Below are 15,487 nucleotides of genomic sequence, written 5' to 3' on the forward strand. Positions count from 1 at the left end.
TCGAGAAAGATGTGACCGAGGCTGTCGCAATGCGTTGCCGCCTGGATCGACATGTTCAGCGCGTCATCAGAATATCGCAGATTGTTTGTCGCCTGGTCGAAACGTTCCGCCAGAACATGGCACCGGTCGCGAGCATCGTATGGATCGGGTCCCACCGCCCACCGAACAACCCATTCTGCGGCCCCTTCTGGTCCAGCGGAATGCCTAAGGCAAGGACCGCGCCGCGCCGGATAAGTCCCGCTGCCGCCACGATATCCTGTGGCTCGCTACGACCGAGCGTACCGACTTGATCGTCTTTCCTAGCGCTCCAAATTCGTGAGCGTTTGTGCGGCGGCATAGATCGCCGGCTTGCCTTCCGAGACGTCCATGGGCTTCCTCGTGGTTGGGTCTGATTTCGCGGCAACGAATGTACATCGTAAGATTATGGCGGGTGCGCGACACCCGACCACAGTCTAGACCGCAACGCGGGAAGTCACACGGTTCCGGGTAACTTCTTGTTGTGCAGCTTGTCGTGGCAGAGACCGAGGAAAGCCTGCATTGCCGGCGTGCGGCGTGAGCCCTTGAGAGTGACGATCCCGTGGATCAGCGGCTGCGGCGCGTCATCCAGCGCCAGATAGGCCAGCGGCAGCCCGTCGAGCGAAGCGCGGTTCTTCGGCTGCGCATTCGCAAGTCCAAACCCTTCGCCGCGCGCGACCAGGCTCCGCACCACATCGATATGCGCGAAGCGGCCGATGATGCGCGGCGTCAGTCCCGCTTTCTCGAAAAGGCCGAGGAAGTACTCGCGGCTCAGCGGCAGGTCGAGCAGGATGAAGCCTTCGCCACCCAGCTCCCCGAGGCTCACGGACGTGCGGTCCGCGAAGCGATGGTCCGCGGAGACGAAGGCGAAGGGCGGCAGTTCGGCCAGAGGCGTGAAGTCGAGGTCGGCCGGAATGTCGAGGTTGTAGGTCAGCACCAGGGAAAGCCGGCCATTCCGCAGCCCCTCGAACAGCTCGATCTGGTTTCCGGCCACCGCCTCGACGGTCACCGCCCCATGTTCGGCGCGAAAGCATTGCAGCAGCTCGGGCACCATGAGGGGGTAGAGGGTGGAGAGACAGCCGATCGCCAGCGGCCCCGAGACGCGTGACGAGATTTCGCCAGCCGCGGCTTCCAGTTCTTCCGCCTGCCGCAGCAGCGTCCGCGCCTCCTTGAGGAAGCGGTGACCCGCAGTGGTGAGCGACAGACCCTGGGCGTGATGCCGGATGAAAAGCTGGATTCCAAATTGCTCCTCGAGCCCAGCAACCGCCGTGGAGACGGAGGGCTGTGAAATCGGGATGCGCTGCGCGGCCAGGGTGATGCTGCCGGTTTCAGCGGCGGCAACGAAATATTCGATCTGCTTGAGCGTGAACCGCACGGCGTCTCCCACTCAATCGTCATTGCCGAAGTTCCGGGTAGGATAACCCTCGGTGGCAGGGCGCGCGATCTTGTTCCGGACGGCGGGACCTGCTCCGCTGTCCGGACTTAGGGCAGAGGAAAGCCGATGACCTTCTCGATCGCCGCTCGTTGTGCCGCCACCGGCCGCTTTGCCGTAGCCGTAGCCTCATCCTCCCCGGCGGTCGCCGCCCGTTGCGCGCATCTGCGCGCGGACGTGGGGGCGGTGACGACCCAGAACATCACGGATCCGCGGCTCGGGCCGCGCGGCCTCGACCTGCTGGCGCTCGGGGTCGCGGCGGGACCGGCCTGCGAGGCTTTGCGACGCGGGGCGCCCCACCCCGAATACCGCCAGCTCACCCTGATCGACCGGAACGGCGAGACCGCCGTTTTCTCCGGCGAACACGTTCTCGGCGTCCATGCCGAGGCGCGGGGGCAAGACGTGGTCTCCGCCGGCAACCTGCTCGCCGATCCCGGCGTGCCGCAAGGCATCGTTGCGGCCTTTGAGACGACGCCTGGTGATCTGGGTGACCGCGTGATCGCCGCGATGCGAGCCGGTCTTGCGGCGGGCGGCGAGGCCGGCCCGATCCGTTCGGCCGGCCTGCTCATCGCCGGCGAGGTCGCCTGGCCGATCGCCGACCTCCGCGTCGATTGGCACGAGGCTCCGATCACGGAACTGGCATCGCTTTGGGACGTCTGGAAGCCGCAGATGGAGGCTTACGTTACCCGCGCGCTGGATCCTTCAGCTGCGCCCTCCTACGGGGTGCCGGGGGACGAGTAGACGCGGGACCACTCTGCTCTCTTGCATCGGAATTACTGAACCAAAGATGACAAAGTATATGTTTAACGAATGCAGCCGCGGCTGCCATGGTCACCCATGCTTCAGGAACTCCTAAAGGCCGATGCCGCCATGTCCGATCGACGTACCATGCGATCACAGGAGTTGGACGGAGACCAAGCGCGCCAAAGGTTCATAAGGGCGATGCGTGGGGCGGCGACCGGGGTGTCGGTCATCACCACCTCCGGCGACATGGGCCGCTGGGCGGTTACCGTGAGTGCTGTCGCCTCCGTCTCCGCCGATCCGCCCATGGTTCTCGCCTGCATCAACCGGCGCAGCCCGGTGGCGGATGCCGTGAGGGCCCATGGAATCTTCACGATGAACCTGCTGTCCTCCAAGCAATCCCACGTCGCCGATGTTTTCGCCGGACGCTCGTCTCGTCATAAGCCCTTCGACTTCGCCTGTGCGGATTGGGTGGAAGCGGGGGAAGGCTCCTTGCACCTCGCCGGTGCCGCCGCCTCATTTCATTGCGTCGTGGAGCACGTTCTCGACGCCGGCAGCCACACCGTGCTCATCGGCAAGGTGCAGGATGCGGTTGCGGGAAGCGCCTCACCTTTGGTTTATGCTGGGCAGGCCTATGCGCTTGCCCAGGCTCTATCGCCTTCCATGTGACGCGAGCAGGATTGGAAATCAGCGCCAATGCTACGGACCGGCCAGCAATACAGGGACTCTCTCCGCGACGGTCGCCAGGTCTGGATGAATGGCGAGCGGATCCCGGACGTCACGGTTCATCCCATGCTCAAGCCGATCGTGGACATCCGCGCGCGCCTCTACGACATGCAGCATGACCCCGCGCATGCCGACATCCTGACTTACCGTTCCGAGAGCGGCGAGCCCTCCTCGATCCCGCTCAAGCTGCCCCGGAGCCAGGCCGACTGGCAGGCGAAACGCGCGGCGACCGATCACGTCCTCAACGAAATCGGCGGCATCGTCACGCGTGTGGGCGACGAGACGATTGGCGAGATGTGGTCGCTGTTCGACGGGCAGGACATCCTCAACCAGGTCGATCCGCGTTTCTCGGCGAATATCCGCAACCATGTCGAGAAGGCCATTCTGACGGATCCGTTCCACGTCTCGGCCAATACCGATCCCAAAGGCGATCGCTCCAAACGTCCGCAGGACCAGGATCCCGATATGCTCTTGCATGTCGTGAAGGAGACGGATGCCGGAATCGTCGTGCGCGGCGCCAAATACGAGACCGCAGCGGCCTACGCCAATCAGGCTTTCACGAAGCCGACCATCGCGAATTGGGGCGATGCCGAGCTGTCGGACTACGCGGTCGGCTTCATCTGCGACTTCGGCTCGCCCAATCTCAAGTTCATCTGTCGCACTGGCTTCGCCGGCCGCGCGCCGATCGAGGACTATCCGCTCTCCAACCGCTTCGACGAGGTCGAGTGTCTGGTGATCTTCGATGACGTTCTCATTCCCTGGGAGAACGTGCTCTTCTATCGGCACACCAAAGCGGCAACCTTTATCCGCGCGACCCTGCACCGCTACAGCGCCTTTGCTTTCGTGCAGCGTAACCTCAAACTCGCCGATATGCTGATCGGCGCGGCGCTGTTCAACGCGCGGCAAACCGGCCTCGACAAGCAGCAGGCGGTGCAGGAGAAGCTGGCGCAGCTTGCTTGCTACCGGGAAGGCATTAACGCGCATTTGACGGCGGCGATCGTGACCGCGCAGGAAAGCCCCGGCGGCCTGCTCATGCCGAACCAGTCGCTGCTCATGACCGGCCGGGTCTTCGCCTGTTCGCAACTGCATGAGATGATGCACATCGCCCGCGAGCTTTGTGGCGGCCAGATCTGCGTCACCCCCGATGTCGCTGCCTTCCGCGATCCCGAAACCGCCCCGTGGCTCAAGAAATTCTATTCGATCAACGAGAATTGGGAGGCCGAGGACCGCCGCAAGCTCCTCGCCTTCGCGCGTGATTTGCTGAATTCGGATTATGCCGGGCACCGGCTGACCTTCCAGCTTTTCGCGCAATCGCCACCCTTCGCGCATCTCGCGGCGGTCTATCGCAACTTCAATTGGGACGAACCGCTGGACTTTGTGCGCAAATCGGCTGGCCTCAACGAACGGGTCACCGGCAAGGCTCCGCTCATGAAGGCGGCCGAGTAGGGGAGGGACCACACAATGCCCCATCAGCGCCTCCGCAAGTTCAACACGCGGGAGACCTACCCCGAGCAGAAGCTCGACAATGATCTCTGCCAGGCGGTAGTCGCGAATGGCACTGTCTATTTGCGCGGCCAGGTCGCTCAGGACCTCGACACCCGGGAGAGCGTCGCAATCGGTGACGCCGCGGGCCAGGCGGAAAAGGCGATGGCCAATGTCGATCTGCTTTTGCGTGAAGCAGGCTCCGAGCTCGGCCACATCTGCAAGGTGACGATCTATCTCACCGATATCCGCCATCGCGAGGCGGTCTACGGCGTGCTCGGCCGCTGGTTGAAGGGCGTCTACCCGGTGTTCACGGGGCTTGTGGTGGTTGCTTTGGCCCGACCCGAATGGCTTGTCGAAATCGACGTGATCGCGGTCATTCCGCAGGGCTGAGAGCCTCCGAGACATGGCCCGCGCCCGAGCCTGTCGCGTCATTCGTCAGATGGACGCGGAATACGCGACCCATCGTCAACCCATACTTCGGCTTTACCCGAAGTAATGGAGCGCGACATCCATCCGGGACGCCCCCAAGATAACGGTCGCGTTCAGGCTGGAGATTTAGACATGCCGATCAAGCCCACAGCGCCGAAGCTAGACCTGCGCGAAGAGCACTTCATCGTTCCGAGCCCTCATGCTGCGCTTTCGCTCTTCCTGCGCTATCTGCCGCCGGCCCAGAGCACGACACCGAACCGCCGCGTCGTGCTCTATGTCCATGGCGGCACTTTTCCCTCGGCGGTTTCGATCGCGCATCGCTTCGATGGGCGCTCCTGGCGAGACGAGTTAGGCGACGCCGGCTTTCATGTTTGGGGCCTCGATTTTCACGGTTTCGGTAACCTCTCGGACCCCTGTCCGGAAATGGTAGAGGCGGCTGAAAATCACGCGCCGCTCGGCCGGGCCGAGGACGCCAGCTTCCAACTCGAAGCCGCGATTCGCTTCATCTGCGCCCATCACGGCGTTCCAGGTCTGTCGATCGTTGCGCATTCTTGGGGCAGCATCGTTGCCGGCCGCCTTGCCAGCCGCTGCCCTGAATTGATCGACCGCCTAGTCTTCTTCGGTGCGATCGCCCAGCGCGAGCGCGGTGATGATCCCGTCCGCCTACCCGGCTGGCGGCTGATTTCCCTGGCGGACCAGTGGAACCGGTTCGTCGCGGACGTTCCCGATGGCGAGCCACCCGTTCTCCTCAAGCGGCATTTCGAGGAATGGGGTGAGGCCTATCTCAAAGTCGATCCCGAAAGCCGCGAGCGCGATCCCGCGGCGGTGAAGACACCCAGCGGCGCATTCCAGGACATTTTCGACGCATGGGGCGGCGAACTCGCCTACGACCCGGGCTCTATTCAGGCGCCCGTCGCGATTATTCGCGGCGAATGGGACAGCCTCTGCACGGATAAGGATGCGGCTTGGCTAATGTCTGCTTTGCGAGCATCGCGGATCCGGCGCGACATCAAGATCGGACGCGCCACACATCTCATGCACCTCGAGGAAAATCGCCGCGCGCTTTATCGCGAGACGCAGACTTTCCTGTGCGGTGACGACTCACCTGATCGCACAAACGACGCCTGAGGCGAAGGAGGAGCACGATGTTCGCTGTCATCTTTGAAGTCCAACCCAAAGCCGAACGGTTCGACGAATACCTTGAGCTTGCCAGGTTCCTGAAGCCCGAACTCGAGAAGATCGACGGCTTTATTGACAATGAACGGTTTGAGAGTCGGCGCAGAAAGGGCAGGCTCCTGTCGCTCTCAACCTGGCGAGACGAGAAGGCGGTCATCCGTTGGCGCACGCTGGCAGTCCATCACGGGGTTCAGGAAAAAGGTCGTTTCGAGGTATTCGAGGATTATCATCTTCTCGTCGGCGAGATCGTCGCCGACACCAACATTCCGCAGGGTCATAGCTTGCGAGAGCAAAGATTCGATGTGACGGAGGTTGGCGAGGCCAAGAGGATGACCATCAGTGAATTGATGCCGATGGCGGTCGGAAACCCCACAGATGCCGACCCTTCCGTTGAGCTAGGTGCGCGCGACTCTGGCTCCGCGGAACTGTTGGACCATGAGCTTTTCGACAGCATCTACATTCCGGGAAAGGCGCTGCTTCTCGCCTCGTGGCGGAATGCTGATGCCGCCGATCGTTGGAGGCCACATGTCGCGGACACCGGCAGGCTGCGTCATCGCCAGGTCCGCATTATCCGTGACTACGGCATGGCCGACCGCAGGGAGGCGCCGCAATACTATCCGCCAGCGCGAACTTCCAACGAGTAGCCCGAACAGCCATCGCGCGCGCGCCGTAGATCTTGCGTTCAAATCGGTATCCGGCGTCAAATCTCATCTTAGGCCTGTGGGGAGAGGTTATCGCCATGAAGATCGAAGGCTTGACGACATGTGCAAGCAGCCACGGTCCAAAGGAGACGATGGACCGTCTCGCCGCTGCGGTGACCGCCCGGGGCGTGACCGTTCTGGCGCGTATCGACCATGCCGAAGCCGCTGCGGAGGTGGGCTTGACGCTGCGGCCGACCGAACTGCTCATTTTCGGCAACGCGAAGGCGGGAACGCCCCTCATGCAAACGGCACAAACGATGGGGATCGATCTGCCGCTCAAAGCCCTGGTCTGGGAGGATGAGGCATCCCAAACCTGGCTCGCCTATGATGACCCGGAATGGCTTGCAGCGCGGCATGGAGATCTGCCCGGCGTTTGGCAAGTCCTGGGCGGCATGACGACAATGTTGGCGGCGGTCGCCGAAGAGGCTGCAACCTAGGCTGAACGCGCCTCGTCGGTCCCGGTGTGCGTCGGGCGGCTCTTGTCGCCCTTCCGAGTGCGCGCGAAACCCGGCCGCTCGATCCTTTCAAGCGAAACATGGATCCCGGTCTGTTCGAGGAATTGCAGCCATTGATATTGATGCGCGGAGAGCTGGTCGTTCGCCGACTTGATCTCGATGAAGCGATAGGTCTGATCCGTCCAGAGGAACAAGTCGGGCAGGCCGCGCGAGCGGCGCCCGACATCCTGCGCCAAATGCCTGAGTGCGGCGGCGAGTCCCTCGGTCGGCAGCCGATGGACCATGATCTCAAGAACGGAAAGCAGCTCGTCGTGCCAGTAAACAAACGGGTTGGCGATACCATGCTTGGCCTGGTAGTGACGCTCCATCAATGCGAGTGCGGCCCGCGGTTCCGCCAAGCGAAGCAGGCGGTCCTCGATCGCGGCCTTCCGCCGTTCGTAGAACAAAGGCTCGTGAAGATCGCCGGGCGCGAATTGCAATGGCGAATGAAACGTCCCGACCGATGGATCGTAGATGATGTCCCACAACAAAAGCCCGAAACCCGATTTCCATAGCCAGTTCTCGGAATGCGTTCCGTGCCAGCCCTCGGATCGATAATGCGCCAGAACCGCCGCTTCGACGCCACCTTCGGGATAGTCGATGACGACGCACCGGCTCGTTCCCTGGTAGCTCCGCGCCTCGCTGCGTCGCGACGTCTTCTCCAGTCTCATTAGCAACTGCCGCCCCGTATAGTCTTCCTCGGCGTGGCATGGCGCCGCCTGCATGGCGTCGATTATGGCGCGTGCCGCGACCCGGTCGCCACGCTTGATCAGAAGCCGGGCCTGCCGCTCGCGTGCCGGCGCGACCGGGCTTGTCGCATAGAGCGCAAGCGCGTCATCCGTCGCTCCCTCCCGTTCGAGCCTTCGCCCGAGGCGATCGACCAGCCGGTCGAACAGCGCCACACCGGCGGTAAGCACGCCGCGCTCCACGCTTTGGTGATGCCACCAGCCGAGCGTCTCCGACGCGGATTGGGTGTCGCGTAGACGACGGAACGCCGCATAGAGCATCGCCATGCGATAGGCGTCATCGGCTTCCTGGCGATTTTGAAAATGCGCGCGGAGATGCTCGGGCGTGACCTGCTCAAGAACAACATGGCCAAGCGCCTGCGTCACGAAATCCGACAGATTATCGCGTAGATCAGCGAAGAAGAGAAACCGTAGAAAATGCCAGGGATCGCCGGTCGGCAGCCGAACGACTGGCTGTCCAGTCAGCAACTGTAGTAGCCAGGCTGGGCGCCCATCCCATTCGTGCAGCCAAGCCAACAGTATTTCCTTGCGAGCCAGCCGCGGCAACGCTTGGCCTCTCAGGCTCACCCTGAGCTCGGCATGCGTGAAGCAGTTGAGCGCTTCCGCCGTCGGACCCGGTGCAAGGTCCTCCACGCACGCTACAAGCAGCCCCGCCCCGAGCAACTCCGCCAAAGGGCGGTCCAGCGCTCCGATCTCGGGGTAAGCGAGGCGTCCGACCCGGAAGCAAGGCCCGCGCCGGTTCACCAGCCGCGCGTAAAGCATGCGGGCCGGGAGGCTCAGCCCCATAACATGCCGGAGATGATCTCTCTCGCCATCGATCAACAGGAACCCGTAACGAGACGTGACGCCGTCGATCACCTGATGGAAGTGGTCGAGATAGTAGTCGGGCGGCAGCAGTGTGGGCGCGGTGCTCATCACGCGGCGAGGCTAGCACGGCGAGGCCTACCCCAAGAAGCGGTGCAGGATTGGCCAGTTGCCCACAGGGATAGACTATTTATATTAGTGAATATGACCATATACAAAAGCCACTCGCATATCATAGGCTCTCCCAATGAGCGCCGGGCGACCATCGCTAATCCCACCCTTTCCAGCGCAAAGGGGGCATTCCCGGGAAGACATACACCGGCGAGCGACCGTGTGTTACGGTCCGATAGACGAGGAAATTTCTGCCGCGACGTTAGGCGTTGTCACGCTTTTAGCACTGAGAGAAAGACAATGAGGGCTTCGAGCGTTCTGGCGACCATCGGCGGCACGCCGCATATCCGCGTGGCTCGCCTATTTCCCGATTCTGAGGTGTGGATCAAGTCCGAGCGCACTAATCCAGGCGGCTCGATCAAGGATCGCATCGCGCTGGCCATGGTCGAGGCCGCCGAGGCGAACGGCCAGCTCCAGCCCGGCGGCACCATTATCGAGCCGACTTCGGGCAATACCGGCGTTGGCCTCGCCATGGTCGCCGCGGTGAAGGGTTACAAGCTCGTCCTGGTGATGCCGGAATCCATGTCGATCGAGCGTCGCCAATTGGCCAAGGCCTATGGCGCGACCGTCGATCTGACCGCGCGGGAGAAGGGCATGAAGGGCGCGATCGCCCGTGCCCAGGAACTGCTCGCGGAAACCCCCGGTGCCTGGACCCCTCAGCAATTCGAGAATCCCGTCAACGTGGACATCCATGTCCAAACAACGGCGCGCGAGATCTTGGCAGACTTCCCTCAGGGGCTCGACGTGCTCATCACCGGCGTCGGCACCGGTGGGCACCTCACAGGCTGCGCGCGCGTGCTGAAGGCGCATTGGCCGGAGCTGAAGGCGTTCGCGGTCGAGCCCGCTTTGTCGCCGGTCATCTCGGGCGGCGCCCCGGCACCTCATCCGATTCAGGGCATCGGCGCCGGCTTCATCCCGGCGAACCTCGACACCAACCTCCTGGATGGCGTGATCCAGGTCTCGGCGGATGACGCCAAGCACTATGCCCGCCGTTCGGCGCGGGAGGAGGGACTGCTGGTCGGCATCTCGTCAGGTGCCACGCTGGCCGCCATCGCCGCCAAGATAAAGGACCTGCCGTCTGGCTCTCGCGTCCTCGGCTTCAACTACGACACCGGCGAACGCTACCTGTCGGTCCCGGACTTCCTGAGCATCTGACATCAGTGATCCGGTGATGGCGCATCCCAGGCTGAGCCACCTGACCATCGTCTCGCGCGATAGTCAGGACTCGCAGACCGACGTGATCTGGCAGCAATTGAGGCTGGAGGCCGAGCAGGCCTATGCGGTGGCGCCGATGCTCGCGCCGTTGTTCCTCGATTCCATCCTGAACCAGCCGAGTTTCGAGGCTGCGATGTTTCACCGCATCGCGACGCGCCTGAAGAATGAGGTGATATCGCTTTCCCTCATTGTCCAGGCGTTCCATCGCGCGGCGTCGGACACGCCGGAGATCGGTTTGGGGCTGCGCGCCGATATTACGTCGGTGCTCGACCGCGACCCCGCTTGCAGCCGGCTCATCGAGCCGTTTCTGTATTTCAAAGGATTCCACGCCATTCAGGCGCACCGCCTGACCCATTGGCTGTGGCGGCAACACGAATGCGATTTCGCACTATATCTGCAAAGCCGCAGTTCCGAGGTGTTCCAGACCGATATCCACCCTGCCGCGAAGATCGGGCGCGGTATTTTCCTCGATCACGCAACCGGCTTGGTTGTCGGCGCCACCACGGTCATCGAGGATGACGTGTCGCTGCTCCAGGACGTGACTCTCGGCGGGACCGGAAAGCACGACGGTGACCGGCATCCCAAAGTGCGGCGCGGCGCGATGATTGGTGCCGGCGCCAAGATCCTCGGCAATATCGAGATCGGGCCTTTCGCCCGCATCGCCGCGGGTTCCGTCGTGCTGAACAGCGTGGAGCCGTATACGACGGTAGCCGGCGTCCCCGCGCGGCCGGTGCGTGTTGATACCTCGGGCACCGATCGCGACGTCACGGAATTGTTGAGCGAACTGGCCTACGACTCCTTCAACTACGCGATCTGACCGCTCGCCGCGTCCAGCATCCGGCGAAGTCGGTATAACCGGCGGGAGAGATAGCGCCATGACCGACCATGATCACGGCCATTCGCACGAACACGACAAGGATGCGCCGCCATGGAAGCATGACGGCGTCCGCGTGATAAAGGGCGATCAGCTCGATCCCAATACCGCGCAAACTCCGGGCATGTTTCGCCAGGCCGCGATCAACCACGCGAGAGTCGGCGCGCAGAAGATCTGGGCCGGCAAGGTGACGATCGAGCCGAACGCCAAGACTGGCGTGCATCACCATGGCGCGCTCGAGAGTGTGATCTTCGTGTTGCGCGGACGCGCGCGCATGCGCTGGGGCGAGCGCCTCGAATTCGTGGCGGAAGCCAATCCCGGCGACTTCATCTACGTACCGCCGTATGTGCCGCACCAGGAGATCAACGCGGCACCCGACCAGCCCCTCGAATGCGTCCTCGTCCGCTCGGACAACGAGGCGGTGGTCGTCAATATCACGGATGTCGATCCCATCGAGCCGCCCGAGGAAGTCTTATGGATCGACCCGATCCATAAGCAGCCGGAAGCCTGACAGAAAAGGAACCGCGACGATGTTCGATCTGCATTACTGGCCCACGCCCAATGGCAAGAAGGTAACCATCCTGCTGGAGGAGCTCGGCTCGGACTATCGCGTCGTTCCCTGCAACATTGGTCGCGGCGACCAGTTCACGGCGGAGTTTCTCGCGATCAATCCGAACCACCGCATGCCGGTGCTGGTCGATAACGCTCCGGCCGATGGCGGAGCGCCGCTCAGCATCTTCGAATCCGGCGCGATCATGCTGTATGTGGCGGAGAAGGCCGGCAAATTCTTCCCGCAGGACCTGCGCGGCAAGGTCGAGGTCACGGAGTGGGTGATCTGGCAGATGGCAAACCAAGGCCCGAAATCCGGAGAATGCGGCCATTTCCGCAGGCTCGGCGATACCAAGGGCGACCAGTCCTATGCGGTGCGGCGCTTCACCGATGAAGTTAATCGGATCTTCGGCGTGTTGAACAACCGGCTGTTCAACCACCGCTATCTGGCCGGCGATGCCTATTCAATCGCGGACATGATCTCCTATCCCTGGGCGGTGAACTGGCAGGGGCAAGGCCAGGACATCGAGGAATTCCCGTATTTCAAGCGCTGGCTGAACGAACTCGCCGCCCGACCGGCGGTGCAGCGCGGCATGGCAGTGGGTGCCGATTTAGCCGATGACCCGGCGAAGCTGCCGGAGGAGGAGCGGGAGCGGCGGTCCAAGCTCCTCTACAATCAGCGCGCCCGCCCGGCGCCCGCCGGCGGCCTCCTGTAACGCGGCTACGACTTACCGCAGGGCACCTACCGCTCAGTAGCTCTTGCATCCGGCTCGAGCTTCGCGTTGAACCCACCCCCTTCGACGGGGTGGGAACCAGCGGATGACGCGGCTGATCGGCGTTGATTTCGGCACCACCAACAGCGTGGTCGCGAGCCTGGCCGATGACGGCAGCATAACCACCGAGACCTATCCGCTCGGCCAATCCACGCTGGATGTCTTCCGCACGGTGCTCTGCTTCTGGACCAAGGAGACGCGCGGCCGCCGGACGCTGGAGCACGCCGCCGGTCCCGCCGCCGTTCAGAGCTACCTCGAAGACCCGCTGGACAGCCGTCTCATCATGTCAATGAAGACGTATCTCGCCCAGCGCAGCTTTACCCGCACCAATATCTTCGGCCGGATCTTCACGCTCGAGGACATGGTCTCGCTCTTCCTGCGCGACCTCCTCCCGGTGGATGCCACCAAGGCGTCGGTCGTCGCCGGGCGTCCGGTTCGCTTCGCTGGTGAGTTCGCGGATGATGCGTTTGGTGAGACCAGGCTCCGCGCATCCTTCGCGCAAGCCGGCTACGCCGCCATCGACGTCGCGCTGGAGCCCGAAGCCGCGGGCTATCGCTTCGCCCGCACCCTGCGGGCGCCCGCGACGGTGCTGGTCGGCGACTTCGGCGGCGGCACCAGCGACTTTTCGGTCATGCGCTTCGACCCGCACAATGCGACGCGCGTCCGTCCCCTCGGCTACGCCGGCATCGGCATCGCCGGCGATACCTTCGATTATCGCATCATCGACAAGGTGGTCTCGCCGCTGCTGGGCAAGGGCGACGTCTATACCGTCACAGGCACCGAGCTTCCGGTGCCGCCTGAATACTTCTCCGGCTTCGCCCGCTGGCATCGTCTGTCGCTTATGCGCGCCCCGAAGACCCTCCGCGCCATCGAAGAGGTGGCCGCCGCCAGCGCCCATCCGCATCGCCTCAGAACGCTGATCCGCCTGATCGAGGACGAACTCGGCTACCAGCTCTACCAGACCGTCAGCGCCGTGAAGGCCCAACTATCCCGCGACGAGACCGCCACCCTGCGCTTCGCCCATGGCGACTTCGCCACAGAACGCGTGATCGCCCGCCATGAATTCGAGGGCTGGATCGCCGAGGATCTCAGGCGGATCTCTGGCACCATCCAGCAGGCGCTCGACGCCGCACGGCTGAAACCGGAGGAGATCGACCGTGTCTTCCTCACTGGCGGAACCTCCTTCGTCCCAGCCGTCCGCACTTTGTTCGAGCATCGCTTCGGGGCCGAGAAGGTCTCAGGCGGGGGCGAATTCGTCTCTGTCGCGGAGGGGCTGGCGCTGATCGGTCGCGACCGGGCGAGGCAAGGGTCGGTCGCCGCCGATGCGTCCTGCGGGACCCTCGCCTGACTAAGACCATTGGTCGCTGGGGTGGAAAGCCTGTAGGAAGCCGCGCCATGCACCCGCCCTCTCGCGGCTCCTCCCTTCTTCGGCACCCCTGACCATGATCCAGATCGATAACCTCGTCTTCAACGCTTGGGGACGCCGCTTCTTCGACCGCGCCAGCGTCACGCTGCCACTGAACTCCAAGGTCGGCCTCGTCGGCCGGAATGGCGTCGGCAAATCGACCCTCTTCAAGCTCATCCTCGGCACCTTGCAGCCGGATGGCGGCGAGATCGTCGTGCCCAAGGCGGCCCGTATCGCCGCCGTGGATCAGGAGCACGCGGCGACCCCGATCTCCCTGATTGAGACAATCCTCGCTGCCGACACGACCCGCGACGCGCTCTATGCGGAGCTTGAGACCGCCGAGCCCGAGCGGATGGGCGACATCTACATGCGGCTCGAGGAGATCGACGCAGACCGCGCCCCCGCTCGCGCCGCCGAAATCCTGAGCGGCCTCGGCTTCTCGACCGAGGATCTGGCGCGGCCCATGGCGGAGTTCTCCGGTGGCTGGCGGATGCGCGTGGCTCTGGCCTCCGCACTTTTCGCCCAGCCTGACCTTCTGCTTCTGGACGAGCCCACGAACTACCTCGACCTGGAAGGCGCGCTGTGGCTGGAGGCGCGCCTGCAGAAATATCCCTATTCCGCGCTCATCATCAGCCACGACCGCGAATTGCTGAACAACTCGGTGCAGCACATTCTGCATGTCACCGAAGGCAAGCTCGACCTCTATACCGGCGGCTATGATGATTTCGAGCGCCGGCGTGCGGAGAGGCTGCGCCTCCTATCCGCGACCCGCGTGAAGCAGGAGGCCGAGCGGGCCCATCTGCAAAGCTTCGTCGATCGTTTCCGCGCCAAGGCAAGCAAGGCGGCTCAGGCGCAATCCCGCATGAAGCGCCTCGCCAAGCTGGAGCCGGTGGCCGAGACGATCGAGGAGCGGGTGTCGCCATTCATCCTGCCCTCGCCCGTGCGGCCGCTCGCGCCACCGCTCATGCGGCTGGAAAACGTCGATGTCGGTTATGGCGACGATCCGCCGATCCTGCGCGGCCTCGACCTGCGGCTCGATACCGACGACCGGATCGGGCTGCTGGGCGTCAATGGTGCAGGCAAGTCGACTTTCGCGAAGATGGCCGCTGGCGTGCTGCCGATCCGCTCCGGCCGCATGGCGCGCGAAGGCCGTATCAAAGTCGGCTGGTTCCATCAGCATCAGATCGAGGCGATGGATCCGGATGACACACCCCTCGAGATCGCCCGACGCACCATGCCGGAAATCAGCGAAACCGCGCGACGCTCGCGGCTGGCGCAATGGGGGTTGGGCTTCAGCAAGCAGGAGACGACTGTCTTCGATCTGTCAGGCGGCGAGCGCGCCCGGCTGCTGTTGAACCTGGTCGCTCATGCGGCACCGCATCTGCTGATTCTGGACGAGCCCACGAACCATCTCGACATCGACAGCCGCCGCGCTTTGCTCGACGCATTGAACGACTACGAGGGCGCGGTGATCCTCATCACCCATGATCGTTCGCTCATGGAACTTGTCGCCGACCGCCTGTGGCTCGCCGCCGATGGCACGGTTGTGCCATTTGACGGTGACATGGAGGAATACGCGCGTTTCGTGCTCGACCGCGCGAAGGGCGGTAGCCCCGCTCCCAGTCAGATCGCGCGAGAGGGAAAGAAGAAGAAAAAGGGCAAGGCCGCATAGGTGTCGCTAGTGTCCTGGCCGAGAAATAACTAGACACCTTCGCGTGGCTATGATTCGCTGAGTTCCTGGCAGCGCAGGA

Annotated in this window: 16 protein-coding genes; 13 read left to right on the plus strand and 3 right to left on the minus strand. The window is 63.4% G+C overall.

Annotation, left to right across the window (positions count from 1 at the left end):
* Window positions 1–55: 55 nt before the first annotated feature.
* Window positions 56–250: a hypothetical protein gene (locus GSQ92_RS21605; protein WP_159013900.1), complete on the minus strand. Its 195-nt coding sequence runs from the start codon at window positions 248–250 to the stop codon at window positions 56–58.
* A gap of 222 nt (window positions 251–472) precedes the next feature.
* On the minus strand, window positions 473–1,390 hold the full coding sequence (locus tag GSQ92_RS21610; protein WP_159013901.1) for a LysR family transcriptional regulator: 918 nt from the start codon (window positions 1,388–1,390) through the stop codon (window positions 473–475).
* A 126-nt stretch (window positions 1,391–1,516) separates the two neighbouring features.
* On the opposite strand from GSQ92_RS21610, the gene GSQ92_RS21615 reads away from it, so the two are divergent.
* From GSQ92_RS21615 to GSQ92_RS21645, 7 genes are all read left to right on the plus strand, one after another.
* Complete coding sequence (locus GSQ92_RS21615) at window positions 1,517–2,188, plus strand: DUF1028 domain-containing protein (RefSeq protein WP_158801862.1); 672 nt, start codon at window positions 1,517–1,519, stop codon at window positions 2,186–2,188.
* 201 nt (window positions 2,189–2,389) lie between these two features.
* Window positions 2,390–2,857: a flavin reductase family protein gene (locus GSQ92_RS21620; protein ID WP_158801861.1), complete on the plus strand. Its 468-nt coding sequence runs from the start codon at window positions 2,390–2,392 to the stop codon at window positions 2,855–2,857.
* 27 nt (window positions 2,858–2,884) lie between these two features.
* Window positions 2,885–4,360 carry a 4-hydroxyphenylacetate 3-hydroxylase family protein gene (locus GSQ92_RS21625; protein ID WP_159013902.1) on the plus strand — a complete coding sequence of 492 codons (1,476 nt, stop codon included), beginning with the start codon at window positions 2,885–2,887 and terminating at the stop codon, window positions 4,358–4,360.
* A gap of 15 nt (window positions 4,361–4,375) precedes the next feature.
* Window positions 4,376–4,789, plus strand: coding sequence for a RidA family protein (locus GSQ92_RS21630; RefSeq protein ID WP_158801859.1), 414 nt, complete (start codon window positions 4,376–4,378; stop codon window positions 4,787–4,789).
* Window positions 4,790–4,960: 171 nt separating this feature from the next.
* Window positions 4,961–5,956 (plus strand): alpha/beta hydrolase, encoded by a 996-nt coding sequence (locus GSQ92_RS21635; protein WP_159013903.1) that lies wholly within the window; start codon window positions 4,961–4,963, stop codon window positions 5,954–5,956.
* A 17-nt stretch (window positions 5,957–5,973) separates the two neighbouring features.
* A complete protein-coding gene (locus GSQ92_RS21640) occupies window positions 5,974–6,648 on the plus strand; it encodes an antibiotic biosynthesis monooxygenase (protein ID WP_158801857.1) in 675 nt (224 codons plus the stop codon).
* A gap of 149 nt (window positions 6,649–6,797) precedes the next feature.
* Window positions 6,798–7,142: a DUF302 domain-containing protein gene (locus tag GSQ92_RS21645; protein WP_216849940.1), complete on the plus strand. Its 345-nt coding sequence runs from the start codon at window positions 6,798–6,800 to the stop codon at window positions 7,140–7,142.
* On the opposite strand, the gene GSQ92_RS21650 is transcribed toward GSQ92_RS21645, so the two are convergent.
* A complete protein-coding gene (locus GSQ92_RS21650) occupies window positions 7,139–8,860 on the minus strand; it encodes a VRR-NUC domain-containing protein (RefSeq protein WP_159013904.1) in 1,722 nt (573 codons plus the stop codon). The genes GSQ92_RS21645 and GSQ92_RS21650 overlap by 4 nt on opposite strands.
* Before the next feature lie 300 nt (window positions 8,861–9,160).
* On the opposite strand from GSQ92_RS21650, the gene cysK reads away from it, so the two are divergent.
* The 6 genes from cysK to GSQ92_RS21680 all read left to right on the plus strand — a co-directional run bounded on the left by cysK (window position 9,161) and on the right by GSQ92_RS21680 (window position 15,408).
* Entirely contained in the window at window positions 9,161–10,075 is a 915-nt protein-coding gene (gene cysK, locus GSQ92_RS21655; RefSeq protein ID WP_159013905.1) for a cysteine synthase A, read from the plus strand.
* 16 nt (window positions 10,076–10,091) lie between these two features.
* The gene (gene cysE / locus GSQ92_RS21660; protein ID WP_158801853.1) at window positions 10,092–10,952 is read left to right on the plus strand and encodes a serine O-acetyltransferase; all 861 of its coding nucleotides are present in this window, start codon (window positions 10,092–10,094) and stop codon (window positions 10,950–10,952) included.
* 58 nt (window positions 10,953–11,010) lie between these two features.
* On the plus strand, window positions 11,011–11,520 hold the full coding sequence (locus GSQ92_RS21665; RefSeq protein ID WP_158801852.1) for a cupin domain-containing protein: 510 nt from the start codon (window positions 11,011–11,013) through the stop codon (window positions 11,518–11,520).
* Window positions 11,521–11,539: 19 nt separating this feature from the next.
* Entirely contained in the window at window positions 11,540–12,274 is a 735-nt protein-coding gene (locus tag GSQ92_RS21670) for a glutathione S-transferase N-terminal domain-containing protein (protein WP_158801851.1), read from the plus strand.
* 103 nt (window positions 12,275–12,377) lie between these two features.
* The gene (locus GSQ92_RS21675) at window positions 12,378–13,679 is read left to right on the plus strand and encodes an Hsp70 family protein (protein ID WP_158801850.1); all 1,302 of its coding nucleotides are present in this window, start codon (window positions 12,378–12,380) and stop codon (window positions 13,677–13,679) included.
* A 94-nt stretch (window positions 13,680–13,773) separates the two neighbouring features.
* A complete protein-coding gene (locus GSQ92_RS21680; RefSeq protein WP_158801849.1) occupies window positions 13,774–15,408 on the plus strand; it encodes an ABC-F family ATP-binding cassette domain-containing protein in 1,635 nt (544 codons plus the stop codon).
* The last annotated feature ends 79 nt before the right edge of the window (window positions 15,409–15,487 follow it).

The sequence above is a fragment of the Acidisoma sp. S159 genome (assembly GCF_009766125.1).
In the GTDB taxonomy this organism is placed as follows: domain Bacteria; phylum Pseudomonadota; class Alphaproteobacteria; order Acetobacterales; family Acetobacteraceae; genus Acidisoma.